The sequence below is a fragment of the Stutzerimonas kunmingensis genome (genome assembly GCF_014764705.1).
Taxonomy (GTDB): Bacteria; Pseudomonadota; Gammaproteobacteria; order Pseudomonadales; family Pseudomonadaceae; genus Stutzerimonas.
In genome coordinates, this window is sequence record NZ_JACXXG010000001.1 from 264,218 (window position 1) to 283,099 (window position 18,882).

Here is an 18,882-nt window from a genome sequence, read left to right on the forward strand (position 1 = left end):
TAAGGAAACGGAGCGCCAGGCTCCGTTTTCTTTTTCAGAACCTGAACGCCTGGGTCGCGCGATCCAGCTCGCTGCCCAGCTGCAGCATCTGCGCACTTTGCTCACGCCCCCGGCTGATGTGATTCAGGTTGGCGTCGCCGAGCTGGTGGATACGCTCACTGTGTCCGCGAATCTCGCCCACTGCTTCGCCCTGTTGGGCGGTCGCCTGGGCGATCTGTTCGGCCATGCGGCTGATGGTGGCGATGGTCGAGACGATCTCGTCCAGTGCCTGATCGGCACTTTCGGCGAGGTTCGCCGTGCTTTGCGCATGCTCGACCTGGCTGCGCATCGCCTCGACCGACTGCCGTGCCGCCAGCTGCAGGCTACCGATCAGTTGCTGGATTTCTTCGGTGGCGCCGCTGGTGCGCTGCGCCAGTGAGCGCACCTCGTCGGCCACCACGGCGAAACCGCGGCCATGACCGCCGGCGCGGGCCGCCTCGATGGCGGCATTCAGCGCGAGCAGATTGGTCTGCTCAGCGATGGCACGGATCACCGTCAGCACGTTGCCGATGGTGGTGGTTTCGTCGGCCAGGCGTTCGATCGCCGCCGCATTGTCCTGCACTTCGCTGACCAGCCCATGCAGGCCGGTCAGGCTCTGGCCGATCACCTGCTGACCCTGATGCACGGCGCGCGCCGCAGCGCGGCTCGCCTCGGCGGCTTCTCCGGCACCATCGGCGACCTGCTGGATGGTGGCCTCCAGTTCGCTCAGCGAATCGCGTATCTGTGCGGTATCGCCGGTCTGGCGCTGGGCGCCTTCGTGCAGGTCGGTGCTCATTTCGTCGAGGCTTCGACTGCTGGCGGCGACCTGGGTCGCCTGCTGGCGCAAGGTTCCGACCAGGCCAAGCAGGTAGCTGCGCAGGCGATTGAGCGAGCTTTCGATATCGGCGATCTCGCGGATCTTCGACTCGATCCGTGCATCGCTGGCGAAGTCTCCCTCGGCCCATTCCGAAAGTGCCGGCACCAGCTGCCCGAGAGCTCGGGTCAGCTGGCGTTGCAGACGATCGATGGCCAGGGCGATCAGCAGGATCAGCAGGATGATGCCGCCCTGCAGTATGCGCACCTCGGCCTGGATACGGCCATGCTCGGCGCGTACCGCCGGCTCCAGCTCGGCCAGGGCCTGTTGCACGGCATCGATCTTGCCGGCGCTGCTCTGCAGCAGCTCGCTGCGCTGGCGGATCAGCTGCCGGGTGCGCTGCAGTTCGGCCGGGTAGCGCTTGATCAGGCTGGTCAGCTCGCGCTTGAGCGCAACGCCCTGGTCTTCACTGGTTTGCTTCGCGGCATCGCCGAGGTCGAGCAGGGCGGCGAAATTGCTCGCGGCCGACTGCTCGGCTGCGAGCACGCCGAGTAACGGTAGTGCCTCGAGTTTTGCGGCGTCCTGTTCGAGGTTATGCAGGGTCTGCTCCACTTCGCTGGCCAGTTCATCCCGGCCGGAGGCGACCAGCTTTCCCCTTGCGTGGCTGAGCCGCAGCAGCTGTTGCCCGGCCGAGAAAAGAGGCTGTTGATAGTGTCGCGCGCTCGGATGATCGGCTTCCGCCTGGTAGTCGTCGAGTTGCGACAGCGCTCCGGCCATTTCGCGTTCTGCCTGCAGCAGCAAGCCCTGCGGATCGCCGGCGAGCTTGCCGGCCGCGAGCAGGTCGGTGGCGGTGAAGCGGACCAGCTCTTCCAGGCTCGGGCGTAGCGTTTCCGCCAGACCATCCGGAAGTTCGATTACGTCGCGCTGGAGATCGGTGAGCGCCTGCTGCGCCTGGCTATGACGCAGTGCGTCACCGCTGGCGAGATAGCCCTGAATGTTTTCCGCTGCCTGATGCTGGAAATGTTGAGACAGTCCCAGGTAACGCGCCATGAGCAGGTAGGGGCGCTCCATGGCGCGCTCGGACCACCAGAGCGTGGCCCCAAGGGCAAGGCAGACTGCAATGAGTAGCAGGGTGTTGAGAGTGGTGAGCGACTTCAGGCGCATCCTCGCCTCGCAGAACGAATCAGGAGGCTTGCAAGGTATGGCGGTTTGATGTCATTCGCGTTACAGCGAGCGCAGGCCTGCCTGGTCGCCGCCTCAGCGAGGCGCTGCCTGGCGTGGCGATTGGTGTATCCGTCGTGTCAGTAGCGTTCGACGCGATTGCGACCCCCGTGCTTGGCGCGATACAGCGCTTCGTCGGCCTGTTGGGTGAGCGTCTTGACCTCGGCACCGCCGGCCAGCTCGGTGATACCGCAGCTGAAGGTGCAGCTGAGGTCGTGGGGCTGGGCTGGAAAGCGAATCTCCGCGAAGCGCTGGCGAATCTCGTCGAGTACCTTGCAGGCGGCGTCCGCCGGCGTGTCCGGCAGTACCACGGCGAACTCTTCGCCACCGTAGCGGCCGATGTGATCGGTCTTGCGCAAACGCTGCTTCAGGAACAGCGCGAGGCTCTTGATCACCCGGTCGCCCATGGGATGGCCAAAGGTGTCGTTGACCTGCTTGAAGTGGTCGATATCCAGCATGGCGAAGCTCAGCGGGCTGTTGTCGCGCCGCGCACGGAAGCGAGCATCCTCAAGCAGTTGCAGGCTGTGGGTATGGTTGTAGAGCCCGGTCAGGCTGTCGCGGACGATGCGTGCCTTCAGGCTTCTGGCGCGGGTCGCGCGGGTGCGCACGGTGGCGATCAGGTGACTGGGCTTGATCGGCTTGGTGAGGAAGTCATCGCCGCCTTCGCCCATGGCGTCGAGCTGCTTGTCCAGATCGTCCTCGGCCGAGAGGTAGATGATCGGCACGCTGACATAGCGCTCGTGTTGACGAATCACCTTGGCCAGTTCGGTGCCCTGGCACTCGGGCATGTACATGTCGAGGATGATCAGGTCCGGTTGAAACTCGGCCAGGGCGCCGATGGCCTGAATCGGCTCGATCAGCGTCTGGGTGACGATGCCGGCGTTGTTCAGCACTCGCTCGGTGTGGGTGGCCTGGGCCCGGGAGTCGTCGATGATCAGTACGCGGATCGGTTCGTAGTGCGCCGTGCGGGTGAATATTTCGATCTTCTCCAGCAGGCTGCTGGCGTCGAGGGTGCCGGTAAAGAACTCCAGGCCACCGGCGCGCACCGCAGCAAGGCGCGTTGGCGTATCGGTTTCCAGGTGGCTGAAGAACAGCATCGGCAGCTTCGATTCCAGTCCCTGTTGGACCTGCTCGGCGAGGCGCAGCCCTTCGCTCGGACCGTTGAAATCCACTTCCATGACGATCGCGGCCGGATGGCGGCGATGCATCGCGGTGCGGAAGGCTGCGACACTGCTGAACGCCTGCGCGGACATGCTGAAGAAGTCCAGCTGGCGCACCAAGTGTTCGGCGCGCTGCTGATCCTGCAGAGCGATGTACACCGGTTTGCTCAGCGGCGGCAGAAACGACTGATTATGCGGATCGCTGTGGCGCAACCCGGTACGCGCCAGACGGTAGATCAGCTGGCTGAGGGTGGAGATGGTGCTGCTGGAGAGACGGCCGCGGTTGTCCCGGATGTCGCTCAGGCAATCTTCGATGCTCAGGGCAAGCTCGCTGTGCTCGGTCTGCTCGAAGCGGTCGGCGAAGCGCCGCAGCCGCGTCGTCGCTTCGGTCAGGGCAGCGTGGTAGTCCTCGTTCCATTCGCTGCGTTGCAGTTGCTGCCAAACTTCCAGCACTTCGCGTGCCTGGTGAATGACCCGCTGGGCGAAATGCTGCTTGAGTTCTTCCTGATCCGACATCGCGATTCTTCCCGGTGCACAGGGTGCGCTGCCCTGGCTTTATGGTGGCGGCATGCTATCACTGCGGCGGTGCTTTGGAAGTCCACTGTGCGGTAGTGGTTCTCAATTTGGCGCTGAGTGAGCAGGGGCCCTGCGTTATAGTAAAGGCATGTCAGCGCAACGTCTCCGACGTCGTGCGGTCGAACCCCAGAACTCGCGAGAAGGACACATTGCCCATGTTGGACTGGAAGAATCGCTTCGCTCGTCTCGGCCGCTCGAGTGGCCCTTCCGGCGGAGCCGGACGGCGGGAGGGTAATCCGCTTCTGCTGGTTCTTGCCGTCCTGCTGGGCGTGTACCTGCTGGTTACCTTGGTGCTCGGCTGGTACTGGAGCCGCGAACCCGATCTGTTTCCCGTACAGCAGAGTGCCCGTCAGGCGGCCGAGGCCTCGCAGCGGCAGTTGGTCAGCGGCTATACCACCGTGGAAACGCTCAAGCGTGTTGCCAGTACCTTGCTGGATAAGCCGGGTGGCTACCTGAGCAACGATATCGCGCCGCCGGGTCTGTGGTTGGACAACATGCCGAGCTGGGAATATGGCGTGCTTGTGCAGGTGCGAGATCTCGCTCGTGCGCTGCGCAAGGACTTCGCCCGCTCGCAGTCGCAGTCGACCGAGGACACCGATCTGGCCAAGGCCGAGCCGCTGTTCAACTTCGACAATCGCAGCTGGGCGTTGCCGGCCTCCGAGTCCGAGTACCGCAACGCCATTCGCGGCCTGGACCGCTACCTGGCTCGGCTCAGCGATCCGCAGCCCAAGGCGCTGTTCTACACGCGTGCTGACAACCTTAACAACTGGCTGGGCGATGCCGCCACGCGGCTCGGCTCGCTGTCCCAGCGACTCTCTGCCAGCGTTGGCCGGGTGCGGCTGGATGCCGATGTTGCGCCCGAACAGGAGCGTGCGGGCATCGTGCCGCAGGTCAAGGAGGAGGTCGTCGAAACGCCGTGGTTGCAGATCGACAACGTCTTCTTCGAGGCGCGTGGTCAGGCGTGGGCCTTGTCACATCTGCTGCGCGCGATCGAGGTTGATTTCGCCGACGTGCTGGCGAAAAAGAACGCCACCATCAGCGTGCGGCAGATCATCCGCGAGCTTGAGGCCGCTCAGGAGCCGCTGTGGAGTCCGATGGTGCTCAATGGCAGCGGCTACGGCGTGCTGGCCAATCACTCGCTGGTGATGGCCAACTACATCTCCCGTGCCAATGCGGCGATCATCGATCTGCGCAACCTGCTGACGCAGGGGTAAGGCGAGCCCCCGGCGGGGTTTAGGAAGCCTCAGGTTGGCGTCGTGTCTGACTGGCTCGACGCTAACCAGGCTTGCACTCAGTCCAGGCCGAGTTTTTTCAGCCGGTAACGCATCGAGCGGAAGGTCAGCCCCAGCCGTTGGGCTGCCGCGGTGCGGTTCCAGCGGGTTTCCTCCAGCGCCTGCATGATCAGCCTGCGCTCGATCTCTTCCAGGTGATCTTCCAGATTGTCGATCTGCGCCAGTCTGGCTTCACCGTTCTCCGATACGCCTGGGCTGTCTGCCAAGCGTAGATCGCCCGCCTTGATCTCATCGCCCTCGCAGAGTGTGTAGGCCCGCTCGAGCATGTTCTCCAGCTCACGAACGTTCCCCGGGAAGCGATAGTTTTCCAGCTTGGCCAGAGCATCCGGGTGCAGGCGAGCGCTGCTGTCACCGCACTCCGCCGCAAGACGCCGAAGCATGGCTTCGGCGAGCAGGCCAATGTCTTCGCGACGCTCGCGCAGTGGCGGCACGCGCAGTTCGATGACATTCAAGCGGTAATACAGATCCTGGCGGAAACGGCCTGCGGCCACTTCGCTGGCGAGGTCCTTGTGGGTGGCGCAGAGGATGCGCACATCGACCATTAGTTCCTGAGCGCCGCCGACCGCGCGTACAGCTTTTTCCTGGATCGCGCGCAGCAGCTTGACCTGCATCGGCAGCGGCAGGTCGGCTACCTCGTCGAGGAACAGCGTGCCGCCATTGGCGGCCTGGAATAGCCCGGGCTTGTCCTCGATGGCGCCACTGAAGCTGCCTTTCTTGTGGCCGAAGAACTCGCTTTCCATCAGTTCCGACGGGATCGCGCCGCAGTTGACAGGCACAAAGGGCTTTTCACTGCGAGGACCCTGCTCGTGAATCAGTCGGGCCACCAGCTCCTTGCCGCTGCCGGACTCGCCGCTGATATAAACCGGCGCCTGGCTGCGGGCGAGTTTGCCGATCTGCTTGCGAAGGGTCTTCATGGGTGGCGAGCTGCCGAGCAGGCGGCTGTCCACCGGCATTTCCGCTGTGGGCGCCCTCAGGCGCAGGGCCGTGCCGACCAGCTCGCGCAAGCGGTTGAGGTCCACCGGTTTGGTGAGAAAGTCGAATGCCCCGGCCTTGAGCGCGCCAATGGCGGTATCCAGGCTGCCGTATGCAGTGATCATCGCCACCGGCAGTTGCGGGTGCTGTTGCTGAATGTATTGCACCAGCTCCAGGCCGCTGCCATCGGGCAGACGCATATCGGTAAGGCACAGGTCGTAATGCTCGCGGGCCAGGCATTCGCGCGCTTCCTTGAGATTGCGAGCGCTGCGGGTATCGAGTTTCATGCGGCCAAGAGTGATTTCCAGCAGTTCGCGGATATCCGGCTCGTCATCGATGATCAGTGCTTTTTGGCGCGCGGTCATGGTCCTGCTCTTGATTCGTGAAGCGATTGTCGCCGGGGATTGCGGCTGAGGAGCATGTTAACTCCGCCGGCTGTGTCGTGGCTGTCGCTTTGGTCGATGTGTGATGTGTTGCCGGCAGCGAGGCTCAGCTCAGCTTGCGCGGGTGGGCGAAGACGATGCGGAAGCAGCTGCCGCCCTCGGGGCGCTCGCGGTAGTCCAGGCGTGCCTGGTTGCTTTCGCATAGCTCGCGGGAGATATATAGCCCCAGCCCGGTGCCTTTGCTTTCGGTGGTGAAGAACGGTTCGAAGATGTTCTGAAGTTGCTCGGCCGCGATACCAGGGCCGTCATCGAGCACTTCGACGATAGGCAGGTCGCTGGCTTCGTCACGGAACAGGCGGAGCCAGACCTGCGCCCGCGGATTCTGCTGGCCGCTGTAGCGCAGCCCGTTCTGGACCAGGTTGGTCAGCACCTGGGTCAGCTGATTGGGGTCCATGCGGGTCTGCAGCGAGCTGCCCACGGTATCCAGATGCAGGGTCTGCTGCGGGCCGAGCCCCTGGCGGAACTCGCTGGCGAAACGATGCAGCCAGTACTTCAGGTCCAGCAGCTGGGGTTCGGCCTGGCGCCGCCGGGAAAGCTGGAGGACGTTCTCTATCACCAGGTTCATCCGCCGTGAATGATCCTGAATGATCTGTGCCAGACGGCGGTCAGGTCCGTCCAGTTCTTCGGATTCCTGCAGTAGCTGCGCGGCGTGGCTGATGGCGCCCAGTGGATTGCGGATTTCATGGGCGATGCTGGCTGTGAGGCGGCCGAGGGAGGCGAGCTTGAGCTGTTGTGCCTTCTGTGCGATCTGCGAGATGTCTTCGAGAAACACCAGTGTGTCGAGCTTGTTCCCGTGCTGTAGTGCGGCGAAGCTCGGCTGCAGCGTTGGGCCGCCAGGCGTTGCCCTGAGGTTCGGCGGGCGCAGGGTCGGATTGCCTCGCCACTGTTGCAGTGCCTTGAGCAATTCCGGGCAGCGCGGTGCGAGGCGTTCGCCTGCCAGCGAGTCCTGGCCGAGCAGTTGCAGAGCCCCCTGATTGGCGAGCAGAACGCGCTCCTGCGGGTCCAGCACCATGATGCCGGTACGCATGCGCTGGAGGATCAGCGCGTTGAGCGCCTCCAGGTTCGCCACCTCTTCCGCACGCTGGCGCGCCAGCGTCTCGCTGACCTGCAGGCGGCGAGCCAGCCCCTGAACCAGGAAGGCGGCAGCAAAGCAGAGCGTGCCGAGTGCGCTGGCCTGAACGTACTGGCTGCTGGCTTCGGGGCGTTGAATGCTGAGGTAGAAGGTCAGGTAGATCAGGCCCGTCGCAGCAACCGCGGCGATGAAGAAACCGACCCTGCCACGCAGCAGTATGTTGGCGATGGCAACGGCGACTATCAGCAGGTTGCCGATACCGCTCGGGGTGCCACCGCCGAAGTAGAACAGCCCGGACAGCAGGATGACGTCCATCAGCGCCAGCCCGAGCACGGGCAGATCGCGCTCCGGGTTCTGCACCAGCACGGCGACGATGATGTTGAGGATCAGGTAGATCCAGGCGCCGTACTGAAAGAGCTGCGGGTTGCTCATCTCCAGCAGGTCGTTGTGCAGGTCGGCGCTGATCAGCAGAACCAGCGCCAGGCCGATAGTCAGCCGATAGAGGTGGTACAGGCGTAGAATCCGCCGTCCCTGATCGCCAAAGAAGGTGAGGTTTTCAGTGCCCACCAGGAGTGCTGTCCTGCTCCAGGTGAGCGCGGCTGCAGTACCAGCGATCCTGCGACTGCAGCGCCTGGTCCTGCGGAACGTGCACGCCGCACTGAGCGCAACGCACCATTGGCAGGGTGGTTTGGCGAGGCTTGGGGGCGGCTTTCTTCTGCGCGAAACGGCGCCACAGCCAGAACGCGGCGCCAATCAGTGCAATCCAGAACAGCAGGCGAAACAGACCCATATCGATTCCTTCCTGATTAAGCGTGGTGGCCTGCGATCAATTGAGCCCGGCCACTGCCGGCCCGTTTCGCCGCGCGCGCCGAATGCGAGGACGGCGCTGCGGAAGTCGGTCAGCTGTCAGTCGAACAGGCCGAAGGTCAGGCGGCTCCACCAGGAGCGTTTTTCGCCTTGCTGCTCTGCTTCCTTGAGTACCGGGCGAAGCTCTTCGGGAAGGTCCTGAGCGGCCGTTTCATACTGACGGAGCACATCGCGATTGGCCCGCGAGGTGTCCGGACGGGGAGCCTCGCCTTCGATAAGGCCGAGGGTGGCCTTGCTCAGCCAGCTGCGGTTGTCGTCTTCCGTCTCGACAGGGGTGAATTTGCCGTCTTCGAGCGTTGCGTGGTCCGGATAGTTGAGCTCCAGAGTCTGCAGGCTGGTTTCGGCGAGATCGTCGAGGCCCAGGCGCTGGTAGGCCTCGGTCATCACGGCAAGCCCGTCGGCCACGGCCGGCGTGCCCTGGAAGTTCTCCACAACGTAACGGCCGCGGTTGGCCGCTGCGACGTAGGCCTGGCGCTTGAGGTAGTAGTGGGCGACGTGTATCTCGTTGGCCGCCAGCAGGTTGCGCAGGTAGACCATGCGCGCCTTGGCGTCAGGCGAGTAGCGGCTGTTGGGGTAGCGGCTGGTGAGCTGGGCGAATTCGTTGAACGAGTCGCGGGCGGCCCCTGGGTCGCGCTTGGTCATGTCCAGCGGCAGGAAGCGGGCCAGCAGGCCGCGGTCCTGATCGAAGGAGGCCAGGCCCTTGAGGTAGTAAGCGTAATCGACGTTCGGATGCTGCGGATGTAGGCGGATGAAACGCTCCGCCGCCGAGCGCGCGGCTTCCGGCTCGACGTTGCGGTAATAGGCGTAGATCAGTTCGAGTTGCGCCTGCTCGGCGAAGCGGCCGAACGGATAGCGCGACTCCAGGGCCTTGAGTTTGCTGATGGCGCTGGTATAGCTCTTGTTGTCCAGGTCGGCCTGTGCTTGCTGGTACAGCTCGACTTCACCCAGATTCTCGTCGACGGTTTCGTTGGATGAACAGGCGGCGGTGAGGGCGAGAATGGCGATCAGCAGCAGGTGTTTCACTTGCATGGCGGCTTGCGTCCCTGTGACGGCTGGCTGTCTCGCGCGGAGCCGTCCTGTTATGATGAGCGCCCCGGTGCGCCGGGACAAAGACGCCGTATTTAAACACAAGCGTGTAGCCGAAACCAAAGGCCGCTCCGCCATCTGCGGTCCCCGGGCCCGTCCGTTACCAACGGATGTCGCCTGCCTCTCTCAGACGAACCTATCTCGCCGTATGTCCACGACTTCCAAACAGGCCATCCAACTCCGCGCCGAAGTGCCGTTTGACCTTGGCGGGCAACGTCTCGATCAGGTTGCGGCGCAGCTCTTTTCCGAACACTCGCGCTCGCGTCTCGCGGCCTGGATCAAGGATGGCCTGCTCACCGTGGATGGCGCCGTGCTGCGCCCTCGCGACACCGTGCATGCAGGCGCCGTGCTCGAACTGAGTGCCGAACAGCAGGCGCAGGGCGAGTGGGTCGCGCAGGACATTCCGCTTGAGATCGTCTACGAGGACGATCAGATCCTGGTGATCGACAAGCCTGCTGGCCTGGTTGTGCACCCTGCGGCCGGCCATGCCGACGGCACGCTGCTCAATGCATTGCTGCATCACGTGCCGGACCTGATCAACGTCCCGCGTGCCGGCATCGTTCATCGCCTGGACAAGGACACCACCGGTCTGATGGTCGTGGCCAAGACGCTGCAGGCGCAGACTCGGCTGGTCGAGCAGTTGCAGGCGCGTAGCGTCAGCCGCATCTACGAGGCGATCGTCATCGGCGTGATCATTACTGGTGGTACGGTCGACGCGCCGATCGGTCGGCATGGCCAGCAGCGTCAGCGCATGGCGGTGGTGGAGGGCGGCAAGCCGGCGGTCAGCCATTACCGCGTGCTCGAGCGCTTTCGCTCGCACACCCATGTGCGGGTCAAGCTGGAAACCGGGCGTACCCACCAGATTCGGGTGCACATGACCCATCTTGGCTATCCACTGGTCGGTGATCCGCTGTATAGCGGGCGTTTCCGCATTCCGCCGGCGGCGAATCCGACGCTGGTGCAAACGCTTCGCGAGTTCCCTCGCCAGGCGCTGCACGCGCGCTTCCTCGAACTCGATCATCCTGTTACCGGGCAGAGGATGAAATGGGAGTCGCCGTTGCCGGATGACTTCGTCTGGCTGCTGACGCTGCTGCAACAGGACCGAGAGGCCTTCGTCGGGTGAGTGCGTGGGGCGGTGACTGGCTCGTGCCGGAATGGCCTGCTCCGCCCGGCATTCGCGCCTGTGTGACCGCGCGGCAGGGCGGCGTCAGTCGCGCTCCGTTCGACAGCTTCAATCTGGGTGATCACGTCGGTGATGAGCCTGCTTCGGTGGCCTGGAATCGCCAGCATCTTCAGGACGTGCTCGGTTGCCAACCAGTCTGGCTGGAGCAAGTGCATTCGAGTGTCGCTGTCCAGGCCGCTCCAGGAAATCGCGTGACTGCCGATGCTAGCTGGAGCGAGACGCCGGGTCTGGCCTGTGCGGTACTGACTGCGGACTGCCTGCCGGTACTTTTCTGTGATCATGCTGCGACCCGAGTCGCCGCGGCTCACGCTGGTTGGCGCGGGCTGGCTGGTGGTGTGCTCGAGGCGACGCTCGAAGCGCTGGCGGTACCTGCCGATGAACTGCTGGTGTGGTTGGGGCCGGCGATCGGGGCGGCGGCATTCGAGGTCGGGCCCGAAGTGCGCGATGCATTCCTCGCGCAGCATTCGTCGGCTGCCGCGGCGTTCGTTGCAAGTCGCAACCCGGGACGCTTCATGGCGGATATCTACCAGCTGGCGCGTATCCGTCTGGCTGCCGCGGGCGTAGACGCGGTTTACGGTGGCGGGTTGTGCACCTTCAGTGATCCGCGCTTCTACTCCTATCGGCGTGCCGCGCGCACAGGCCGCTTCGCCAGTCTGATCTGGCTCGAGTGATATTGGCGCGCTAGCGGTGAAGTCAGCCATGACTCTGCGGTCCTGGCATGACCTGCATCAATGTCATCCGCCTTGAATCTCCAACAATCATCCTCATCTATGCTGCATCTCGCAGGTTTCGTATATGGCGCGAGTCATGCCGCCGGCCTGCTTCACATGAGGATGAACATCCATGCGTATCGATCGTTTGACCAGCAAGCTGCAGCTTGCGCTCTCCGATGCCCAGTCCATAGCTGTCGGCCTGGATCACCCCTCCATCGAGCCGTTACACCTGATGCAGGCACTGCTCGAGCAGCAGGGCGGCTCGATCAAGCCGTTGCTGATGCAGGTCGGCTTCGACATCGCAGCGCTGCGTCAGGCGCTGACCAAAGAGCTCGACCAGCTGCCGAAGCTACAGAACCCCACCGGCGACATGAATCTCTCGCAGGACCTCGCGCGCCTGCTCAATCAGGCTGACCGCCTCGCCCAGCAGAAGGGCGACCAATACATTTCCAGTGAGCTGGTGCTGCTGGCAGCGCTGGACAGCAACACCCGTCTGGGCAAGCTGCTGCTGGCTCAGGGTGTAAGCAAGAAAGCGCTGGAGAACGCCATCAGCAATCTGCGCGGCGGCGATGCGGTCAATGATCCCAACGCCGAAGAATCGCGGCAGGCGCTCGACAAATACACCGTGGACATGACCAAGCGCGCCGAGGACGGCAAGCTCGACCCGGTGATCGGTCGTGACGACGAGATCCGCCGCACCATCCAGGTGCTGCAGCGGCGGACCAAGAACAACCCGGTACTGATCGGTGAGCCGGGCGTGGGCAAGACCGCCATCGTCGAGGGGCTGGCCCAGCGCATCGTCAACGGTGAAGTCCCGGACGGGCTCAAGGACAAGCGCTTGCTGGCCTTGGACATGGGCTCGCTGATTGCCGGGGCCAAGTTCCGCGGCGAGTTCGAGGAGCGCCTCAAGGCGGTGCTCAACGAGCTGTCCAAGCAGGAGGGTCGCGTCATCCTGTTCATCGACGAGCTGCATACGATGGTCGGCGCGGGCAAGGCGGAAGGTGCTATGGATGCCGGCAACATGCTCAAGCCTGCCCTGGCGCGCGGCGAGCTGCACTGCGTAGGTGCCACTACTCTCGATGAATACCGCCAGTACATAGAGAAGGATGCCGCCCTGGAGCGTCGCTTCCAGAAAGTGCTGGTCGACGAACCAAGCGAGGAAGACACCATCGCCATTCTTCGTGGCCTCAAGGAGCGCTACGAAGTGCACCATGGCGTGACCATCACCGATGGCGCCATCATCGCTGCGGCCAAGCTCAGCCACCGCTATATCACCGATCGCCAGCTGCCGGACAAGGCCATCGACCTGATCGACGAGGCCGCCAGCCGTATCCGCATGGAGATCGACTCCAAGCCCGAAGAGCTCGATCGCCTGGATCGCCGCTTGATCCAGCTGAAGATCGAGCGTGAGGCGCTGAAGAAGGAAGACGACGAGGCCACCAAGAAGCGCCTGGCCAAGCTGGAAGACGACATCGCCAAGCTGGAGCGCGAATACGCCGATCTGGAAGAAATCTGGAAGTCGGAGAAAGCCGAGGTGCAGGGTTCGGCGCAGATCCAGCAGAAGATCGAACAAGCCAAGGCTGAGCTCGAAGCAGCGCGGCGCAAGGGTGATCTGGCGCGCATGGCCGAACTGCAGTACGGCATCATTCCGGACCTCGAGCGCAGCCTGGAGATGGTCGATCAGCATGGCAAGAAAGAAAACCAGCTGCTGCGTAACAAGGTGACCGATGAGGAGATCGCCGAGGTGGTTTCCAAGTGGACGGGTATTCCGGTCTCCAAGATGCTCGAAGGCGAGCGCGACAAGCTGCTGCGCATGGAGGACATGCTGCACACTCGCGTCATCGGTCAGCACGAAGCCGTGGTGGCCGTATCCAATGCCGTGCGCCGCTCGCGCGCCGGTCTGGCCGACCCGAATCGTCCGAGCGGCTCGTTCCTCTTTCTCGGCCCGACCGGGGTGGGCAAGACCGAGCTTTGCAAGGCGCTGGCCGAGTTCCTCTTCGATACCGAGGAGGCGATGATCCGCATCGACATGTCCGAGTTCATGGAGAAGCACTCCGTTGCGCGCCTGATCGGTGCGCCGCCGGGCTACGTCGGTTACGAAGAAGGCGGTTACCTGACCGAAGCGGTGCGTCGCAAACCGTATTCGGTGGTGTTGATGGACGAGGTAGAGAAGGCCCATCCAGACGTCTTCAATGTGTTGCTGCAGGTGCTCGAAGACGGCCGCCTGACCGACAGTCATGGGCGGACGGTGGACTTCAAGAACACGGTGATCGTGATGACCTCCAACCTGGGCTCTGCGCAGATCCAGGAGCTGGTTGGTGATCCCGATGCGCAGCGGGCTGCGGTGATGGATGCGGTGGCGCATCACTTCCGACCGGAGTTCATCAACCGTATCGACGAGGTGGTGGTGTTCGATCCGTTGGGTCGCGAGCAGATCGCCGGTATCGCCGACATCCAGCTCGGGCGCCTGCGCAAGCGTCTGGCCGAACGCGAACTGAGCCTGGAGCTCAGTCAGGAGGCGATGGACAAGCTGATCGCCATCGGTTACGACCCGGTCTACGGAGCGCGGCCGCTCAAGCGGGCGATCCAGCGCTGGATCGAGAATCCGCTGGCGCAGCAGATCCTCTCCGGTCAGTTCGCGCCGGGTAGCAGCGTCAAGGCGCGGGTAGAGGGCGAGCAGATCGTCTTCGATTGAGTCGGGTGGTTACCTGCGGGGTGCAGCACACCTCGCAGGTAGCCGTGTTGGAGCAGCGTTTTCGCGGGTGCCGCCGGGTGAACGCAAAGTGTTGTCAGGAATCGCATTTTTGGGGTTGACAGGCGAGCCGGGAACCGTAAAATGGCGCGCCTCTGAGGCGGTAACGTAACGCTGAAGAGCTGGAATTGAAGTTGTTCCGCGATAGCTCAGTCGGTAGAGCAAATGACTGTTAATCATTGGGTCCCAGGTTCGAGTCCTGGTCGCGGAGCCAAATTCCAATCGGGGTATAGCGCAGTCCGGTAGCGCGCCTGCTTTGGGAGCAGGATGTCGGGAGTTCGAATCCCCCTACCCCGACCATTTTTGGGTCGTTAGCTCAGTTGGTAGAGCAGTTGGCTTTTAACCAATTGGTCGTAGGTTCGAATCCTACACGACCCACCATACGGGCTTCTCAGGAAGCATGAAAAGCTGGATGTCCTCGCGGACATCCAGCTTTTTTATTGCCTGCGATTTCTTCTCGGCACATTCAAGGCGCACCCGGGGGTGCGCCTTGTCTGCGTCAATGAAGCTTCAGGCGCGGCTCCGTCGTGCGGCTGAGCTTGTCGCCAAGCATCATCAGCAGCGTGCGAGCGATGCCATACAGCGCGATCTGGTGCATGCGGTAGAGCGAGATATAAAACATTCGTGCCAGCCAGCCTTCGAGCATCACGTTGCCGGTCAGGTTACCCATCAGATTGCCTACTGCCGAGAAGCTTGATAGCGAAATCAGTGAGCCGTAGTCCTTGTAGCGATAGGTCGGCAGCGGCTTGCCTTCCAGTCGGTTGTGGATCGAGCGGGCCAGCATCGAGGCCTGCTGGTGGGCTGCCTGTGCACGGGGGGGGACATTGCGGTCGCTGTCCGGCTGTGGGCAGGCGGCGCAGTCGCCGAACGCGAAGATGTTCTCGTCGCGCGTGCTCTGCAGTGTCGGGTGGACGACCAGCTGGTTAATGCGGTTGGTTTCCAGGCCATCCAGTTCGTGAAGGAAGGCGGGTGCCTTGATCCCGGCGGCCCACACCTTGAGGCTGGCCTGGACGAACTCGCCCTGCTTGGTGTGCAGGCCCTCGGCGGTGACTTCGCTGACGGCGGCGCCTGTGAGCACCGTGACACCCAGGTCCAGCAGTGTCTGGTGCACCGGCTGGCTGATGCGCTCAGGCAGTGCCGGCAGGACTTTCGGGCCGGCCTCGATGAGGGTGATGTTTACATCCTCCGGCTTGATGCCATCGAGGCCGTAGGCCGCCAGCTCCTTGGCGGCGTGCAGCAGTTCTGCAGCCAGTTCCACGCCGGTGGCGCCGGCTCCGACGATGGCCATGCTGATGTTGCTCGAGGCTCCCTCGCCTGCATGCGCCTTCATGTAATGGCTCAGCAGTTGCCGGTGGAAGCGCTCGGCCTGCTCGCGCGTATCAAGGAAGATGCAGTGCTCGGAAGCCCCCGAGGTGCCGAAGTCGTTGGTCGTGCTGCCGACGGCAATCACCAGCGTGTCGTAGTTCAGTGCGCGTGACGGGACCAGTTCCACGCCAAACTCGTCGCGCGTCGCTTCCAGTCGAATGCATTTGCTCGCGCGATCCAGGCCTGCCATGCGGCCCATCTGGAACTCGAAGTGATTCCATTTGGCCTGAGCGACGTAGTTGAGTTCGTCAGCGGACGAGTTCAAGGAGCCGGCGGCGACTTCGTGCAGCAGCGGCTTCCAGATGTGTGTGAGGTTGGCGTCGACCAGGGTGATGCGGGCTTTGCCACGCTTGCCCAGGGTTCTACCCAGGCGGGTAGCAAGCTCCAGACCGCCGGCGCCACCGCCGACGATTACGACTCGATGTGACATGGGAGTGACTCATAGCTGCAAGGGAAACGGCGGGGCGGCCTGGCGAGCGGAGCTCAAAGCACAAGGCGGCTCAAGAGGCGGCTCAATAACCCGAGCCCGATCACCACGACCAGTACCACAAGCAGAAGAAGCCAGGGGCGAAACGGCTGGCGCTCGACCTGGTGTTGCGGGGCGCGGAGGTATTCATCGACGCGCTGCTGATCTTCGGGCTTCAGGCGGCTGGGCATGGGCACCTCGAATGGAATGCAGGCATTCTAGCTGTGCAGGGTCAAAAGCCAAGCGCGAAGTGCGGCGCTTTGCCGCGCGGAGGGCTGGCGGGCATGCCGGGCGGCACGCCCTTGGGGGTGGTCAGGTGTTCTTCAGCTTGCGCAGGTTGCCGATGACCGACTCCAGCGCGCGGTCGAACAGCAGGGTGTCGTTGAGTAGCCGAATGGCGCCGCGCTGGAATTCGGTCGCCAGGCCCATGCGGGTCTTTTCCAGGACTTTCATGCCGGTGCGATTAACGAAGATGTACTTGCCGGTGGGCTTGATCACCGCTGCCAGCTTGCAGCGCAGCTTGTGTTCTTCGTCTTCCTGGAACTCCACCCAGCTGCCGACGCGCAGATTGTCGACCTGGACCAGCGCGACATCGTTATCCGGCAGGCTGATTTCCGGTTCCTGCTCGCGGCTCTCGCCAGGTGCAAGCAGGACGATCTCGTCGACCACTTCGACCATTGCCGGTGTGGTTGCTATCGGAGTGGCCGCCGACTCCGCTGAAGTGCTGTCGTCCGCTGGCGCCTCGCTGGGGGCGCTCTGCGGTTGCTGGAAGCGCTGCAGGGTCTGGACATGGAGCGCTTCGAGCTGGGTAAAGAAGTCGCCGGTGGAAAAAGGGTCGAAGGCGGCGCTGACCAGTCCGTCGCGGAGCGCTTTAAGCAGGCTCGGGACCAGCTCCAGCAGGCGTGCGCGCGATTCTTCGTCTTCGTGAGGGGTAACGCTCCACACCAGATCGTCCATCGTGTCCAGGGCGGCCTGCCACTCTTCGGACTGGGTGCCGTGTTTCAGACAGGTAAGCAGCAGAACCTTGCTCCAGGCTTCCTGCAGTAGCCGCACCACGACTTCCGGAAGCGTCTTGCCGAGCAAGCGCTGGTTCAGGGCGCGCTCAACTTCCTGTCGGGCGATCTCGGCCTTGGCGCGGCCTTCCTCGGCATCGCGGGTGCGTTGCTCGAGCAGCTCGCTACGGCGGCGCTCATCGCCGATGAAGGCAAGGAAGTCGGCCAGCAGCTCGGAGAAAATGGCCGGATCGTCAGTGAAGTCGTTGAGCAGTCGAGCCACGATCTGCTCGATCTTCTGGTAGAGACTGTCCCGCTGCGCTTCATCCTGATCGCCCCAGCCCATCGCTGCCGAGGCAATCTCGTTAAGCAGGCGGCGTGCCGGATGGCTGCCGCGACTGAAGAAGGTCTTGTCCAATACCGCGACCTTGAGAAGCGGGATCTGCAGACGACCGATCAGGGCCTTTAGCGAATCGGGCAGGGTGCGGTCATCGAGTATGAATTCGAACAGCATGGAGACGAGGTTGATCACGTCGTCGTCTATCTCGCCGACCACGCGGGACTTGCCGGTCTTGGTACTGACTCGGCTCAGCAGGCCGGCCAGCTGCTCCTGAAGATCGAACTCGTCGACGGTCTGCGGCGCGCGCGCCTGCATGTGCGACAGCAGGCGGAGGAGGTCGCCACTGGAGATCGGGATCGCATCGCTGGGGATGTTGCGCGCCGGCAGCATGCTGCTGCCACGGAGCTCTGAAAGCAGGCTGTGCAGTGCGCTGAATGCGGCTTCCTGCAGTCCCTCGTCGACATGTGCAGCCTGGCCAGGTGGTGCCGATGGTGCATGGCTTCCGGCTGGCGCGCCGGGGCGCTGCTGGCGGCGGGGCGGGGCGGAGTGCAGCTCTGGCAGGATGCCGGCAGCGACCAGGGTCTGGTTGGCTTCGGCATAGAGTTGGTCGATATCCCCGAGCACGTACTTTTCGAAGAGCTTGAAGATGATCAGCTTGACCTTGATCTCTACCCCAAGGCTGCTGCTGGCCTCGATGAAGTAGTCGCAGAGTGCGTGTGGGCCGAGCGGGTTGCTCTTGTCATCGAGCTTCTTGCTGATCAGCGCATTGAAACGAGTGGTCAGGTGCCCCAGCGGTTGAGCCGCACGACTCATGACTTTCGCGACCATGGTGTCGACGGCTACCGACTCTTCCAGCTCATCGTTCTGCACAAGTGAAAGACTGTCGAACGACACATTGTCCAGCACCGGCGGCTTGCCGATCTCATACTGATTGAGCTTGGCGAATGCTTCGAACAGCTGTTGCAGAAACCCGCGTTCGATGTTGCGGCGCTTCATGCGCAAATCACGCATGGCTTCGAAAAACGCGTTCTGTTCGACGTTGCTGCTCGCACGATCGGCGATCTCGAAGAGCGAGTCATCGGCGTTGTCGAACAGCGACTGCAAGGCCTGACGCAGCTGTTGGGCGGCCTTGTCGCGCACGCTGATGAGCGCCACAGGCAGGCGGCCTGCTGGTGAAGAAGGCTTGTGCTCAGGGGCTGCCTTGTTCAGGTGCACCACTTTCGCATCGGTTCGCATCGAGACTCTCCTGCGGTCGCCTGCTTAACGGCGGTCACAACGCCAGCTTCAAACAGCGTCTTGTAAGGGTAACCAAATCGGCAGGGCAAGGCGGAAGGTTCCGGGCGAGCCCGCAATCTAGTGCGGGTTTCTTCTGTCGAACCGGATCCAGCGCAGCATAGCCGAGCGGTCTGATTTTACAACGACACCTCGTCAGCAAGGCGTCGCCATTTCGGTGGCGTCAATATTCTTGAAGGGCATTATAAGCATCGGATTGCGATGCCAAGGCCGGTTTTTCATTGGACATGACTTGGCTCACAGATACTCGCAGGTTT

General features: G+C 63.1%; 13 protein-coding genes and 3 tRNA genes. 7 read left to right on the forward strand and 9 right to left on the reverse strand.

Features of this window, described 5'->3' with window-relative positions; genetic code table 11:
* Nucleotides 1-34 precede the first annotated feature (34 nt).
* Both IEG05_RS01265 and IEG05_RS01270 read right to left on the reverse strand, forming a co-directional pair.
* A complete protein-coding gene (locus IEG05_RS01265; RefSeq protein WP_191121520.1) occupies nucleotides 35-1,996 on the reverse strand; it encodes a methyl-accepting chemotaxis protein in 1,962 nt (653 codons plus the stop codon).
* Between the two features lie 137 nt (nucleotides 1,997-2,133).
* Complete coding sequence (locus tag IEG05_RS01270; RefSeq protein WP_191121521.1) at nucleotides 2,134-3,729, reverse strand: response regulator; 1,596 nt, start codon at nucleotides 3,727-3,729, stop codon at nucleotides 2,134-2,136.
* Nucleotides 3,730-3,944: 215 nt separating this feature from the next.
* On the opposite strand from IEG05_RS01270, the gene IEG05_RS01275 reads away from it, so the two are divergent.
* On the forward strand, nucleotides 3,945-5,003 hold the full coding sequence (locus tag IEG05_RS01275) for a DUF2333 family protein (protein ID WP_046619213.1): 1,059 nt from the start codon (nucleotides 3,945-3,947) through the stop codon (nucleotides 5,001-5,003).
* Nucleotides 5,004-5,080: 77 nt separating this feature from the next.
* On the opposite strand, the gene IEG05_RS01280 is transcribed toward IEG05_RS01275, so the two are convergent.
* The 4 genes from IEG05_RS01280 to IEG05_RS01295 all read right to left on the reverse strand — a co-directional run bounded on the left by IEG05_RS01280 (nucleotide 5,081) and on the right by IEG05_RS01295 (nucleotide 9,464).
* A complete protein-coding gene (locus IEG05_RS01280; protein ID WP_191121522.1) occupies nucleotides 5,081-6,418 on the reverse strand; it encodes a sigma-54-dependent transcriptional regulator in 1,338 nt (445 codons plus the stop codon).
* 124 nt (nucleotides 6,419-6,542) lie between these two features.
* Nucleotides 6,543-8,135, reverse strand: a complete 1,593-nt coding sequence (locus tag IEG05_RS01285) for a sensor histidine kinase (RefSeq protein ID WP_041015969.1) — start codon at nucleotides 8,133-8,135, stop codon at nucleotides 6,543-6,545.
* The gene (locus IEG05_RS01290; protein WP_014819063.1) at nucleotides 8,125-8,358 is read right to left on the reverse strand and encodes a PP0621 family protein; all 234 of its coding nucleotides are present in this window, start codon (nucleotides 8,356-8,358) and stop codon (nucleotides 8,125-8,127) included. The genes IEG05_RS01285 and IEG05_RS01290 overlap by 11 nt, the downstream gene beginning before the upstream one ends.
* Before the next feature lie 116 nt (nucleotides 8,359-8,474).
* On the reverse strand, nucleotides 8,475-9,464 hold the full coding sequence (locus IEG05_RS01295; protein ID WP_191121523.1) for an outer membrane protein assembly factor BamD: 990 nt from the start codon (nucleotides 9,462-9,464) through the stop codon (nucleotides 8,475-8,477).
* A gap of 205 nt (nucleotides 9,465-9,669) precedes the next feature.
* Between IEG05_RS01295 and rluD the strand changes: the two genes are divergently transcribed.
* The 6 genes from rluD to IEG05_RS01325 all read left to right on the forward strand — a co-directional run bounded on the left by rluD (nucleotide 9,670) and on the right by IEG05_RS01325 (nucleotide 14,550).
* The gene (rluD, locus tag IEG05_RS01300; RefSeq protein ID WP_014819065.1) at nucleotides 9,670-10,644 is read left to right on the forward strand and encodes a 23S rRNA pseudouridine(1911/1915/1917) synthase RluD; all 975 of its coding nucleotides are present in this window, start codon (nucleotides 9,670-9,672) and stop codon (nucleotides 10,642-10,644) included.
* Entirely contained in the window at nucleotides 10,641-11,375 is a 735-nt protein-coding gene (gene pgeF / locus IEG05_RS01305) for a peptidoglycan editing factor PgeF (protein ID WP_046619216.1), read from the forward strand. The genes rluD and pgeF overlap by 4 nt, the downstream gene beginning before the upstream one ends.
* 172 nt (nucleotides 11,376-11,547) lie before the next feature.
* On the forward strand, nucleotides 11,548-14,112 hold the full coding sequence (gene clpB, locus IEG05_RS01310) for an ATP-dependent chaperone ClpB (RefSeq protein ID WP_014819067.1): 2,565 nt from the start codon (nucleotides 11,548-11,550) through the stop codon (nucleotides 14,110-14,112).
* Nucleotides 14,113-14,307: 195 nt separating this feature from the next.
* A tRNA-Asn gene (locus tag IEG05_RS01315) sits at nucleotides 14,308-14,383 on the forward strand.
* A 9-nt stretch (nucleotides 14,384-14,392) separates the two neighbouring features.
* Nucleotides 14,393-14,469: transfer RNA gene (locus tag IEG05_RS01320), tRNA-Pro, on the forward strand.
* Nucleotides 14,470-14,474: 5 nt separating this feature from the next.
* Nucleotides 14,475-14,550, forward strand: a tRNA-Lys gene (locus tag IEG05_RS01325).
* Between the two features lie 118 nt (nucleotides 14,551-14,668).
* Here the strand turns inward: IEG05_RS01325 and IEG05_RS01330 are convergent.
* The 3 genes from IEG05_RS01330 to IEG05_RS01340 form a co-directional block, all read right to left on the reverse strand.
* Nucleotides 14,669-15,964 carry an NAD(P)/FAD-dependent oxidoreductase gene (locus tag IEG05_RS01330; protein WP_023447169.1) on the reverse strand — a complete coding sequence of 432 codons (1,296 nt, stop codon included), beginning with the start codon at nucleotides 15,962-15,964 and terminating at the stop codon, nucleotides 14,669-14,671.
* Between the two features lie 53 nt (nucleotides 15,965-16,017).
* Nucleotides 16,018-16,191 (reverse strand): DUF3094 family protein, encoded by a 174-nt coding sequence (locus tag IEG05_RS01335; protein ID WP_003298581.1) that lies wholly within the window; start codon nucleotides 16,189-16,191, stop codon nucleotides 16,018-16,020.
* Nucleotides 16,192-16,312: 121 nt separating this feature from the next.
* Nucleotides 16,313-18,568, reverse strand: a complete 2,256-nt coding sequence (locus IEG05_RS01340; RefSeq protein ID WP_046619220.1) for a DUF1631 domain-containing protein — start codon at nucleotides 18,566-18,568, stop codon at nucleotides 16,313-16,315.
* Between the last annotated feature and the right edge of the window lie 314 nt (nucleotides 18,569-18,882).

Bases quoted from the DNA above. Each gene is read 5' to 3' on its own strand.
- IEG05_RS01265 (WP_191121520.1), bottom strand. From the start codon at position 1,996: ATGCGCCTGAAGTCGCTCACCACTCTCAACACCCTGCTACTCATTGCA.
- IEG05_RS01270 (WP_191121521.1), bottom strand. From the start codon at position 3,729: ATGTCGGATCAGGAAGAACTCAAGCAGCATTTCGCCCAGCGGGTCATT.
- IEG05_RS01275 (WP_046619213.1), top strand. From the start codon at position 3,945: ATGTTGGACTGGAAGAATCGCTTCGCTCGTCTCGGCCGCTCGAGTGGC.
- IEG05_RS01280 (WP_191121522.1), bottom strand. From the start codon at position 6,418: ATGACCGCGCGCCAAAAAGCACTGATCATCGATGACGAGCCGGATATC.
- IEG05_RS01290 (WP_014819063.1), bottom strand. From the start codon at position 8,358: ATGGGTCTGTTTCGCCTGCTGTTCTGGATTGCACTGATTGGCGCCGCG.
- IEG05_RS01295 (WP_191121523.1), bottom strand. From the start codon at position 9,464: ATGCAAGTGAAACACCTGCTGCTGATCGCCATTCTCGCCCTCACCGCC.
- rluD (WP_014819065.1), top strand. From the start codon at position 9,670: ATGTCCACGACTTCCAAACAGGCCATCCAACTCCGCGCCGAAGTGCCG.
- clpB (WP_014819067.1), top strand. From the start codon at position 11,548: ATGCGTATCGATCGTTTGACCAGCAAGCTGCAGCTTGCGCTCTCCGAT.
- IEG05_RS01330 (WP_023447169.1), bottom strand. From the start codon at position 15,964: ATGTCACATCGAGTCGTAATCGTCGGCGGTGGCGCCGGCGGTCTGGAG.
- IEG05_RS01335 (WP_003298581.1), bottom strand. From the start codon at position 16,191: ATGCCCAGCCGCCTGAAGCCCGAAGATCAGCAGCGCGTCGATGAATAC.
- IEG05_RS01340 (WP_046619220.1), bottom strand. From the start codon at position 18,568: ATGCGAACCGATGCGAAAGTGGTGCACCTGAACAAGGCAGCCCCTGAG.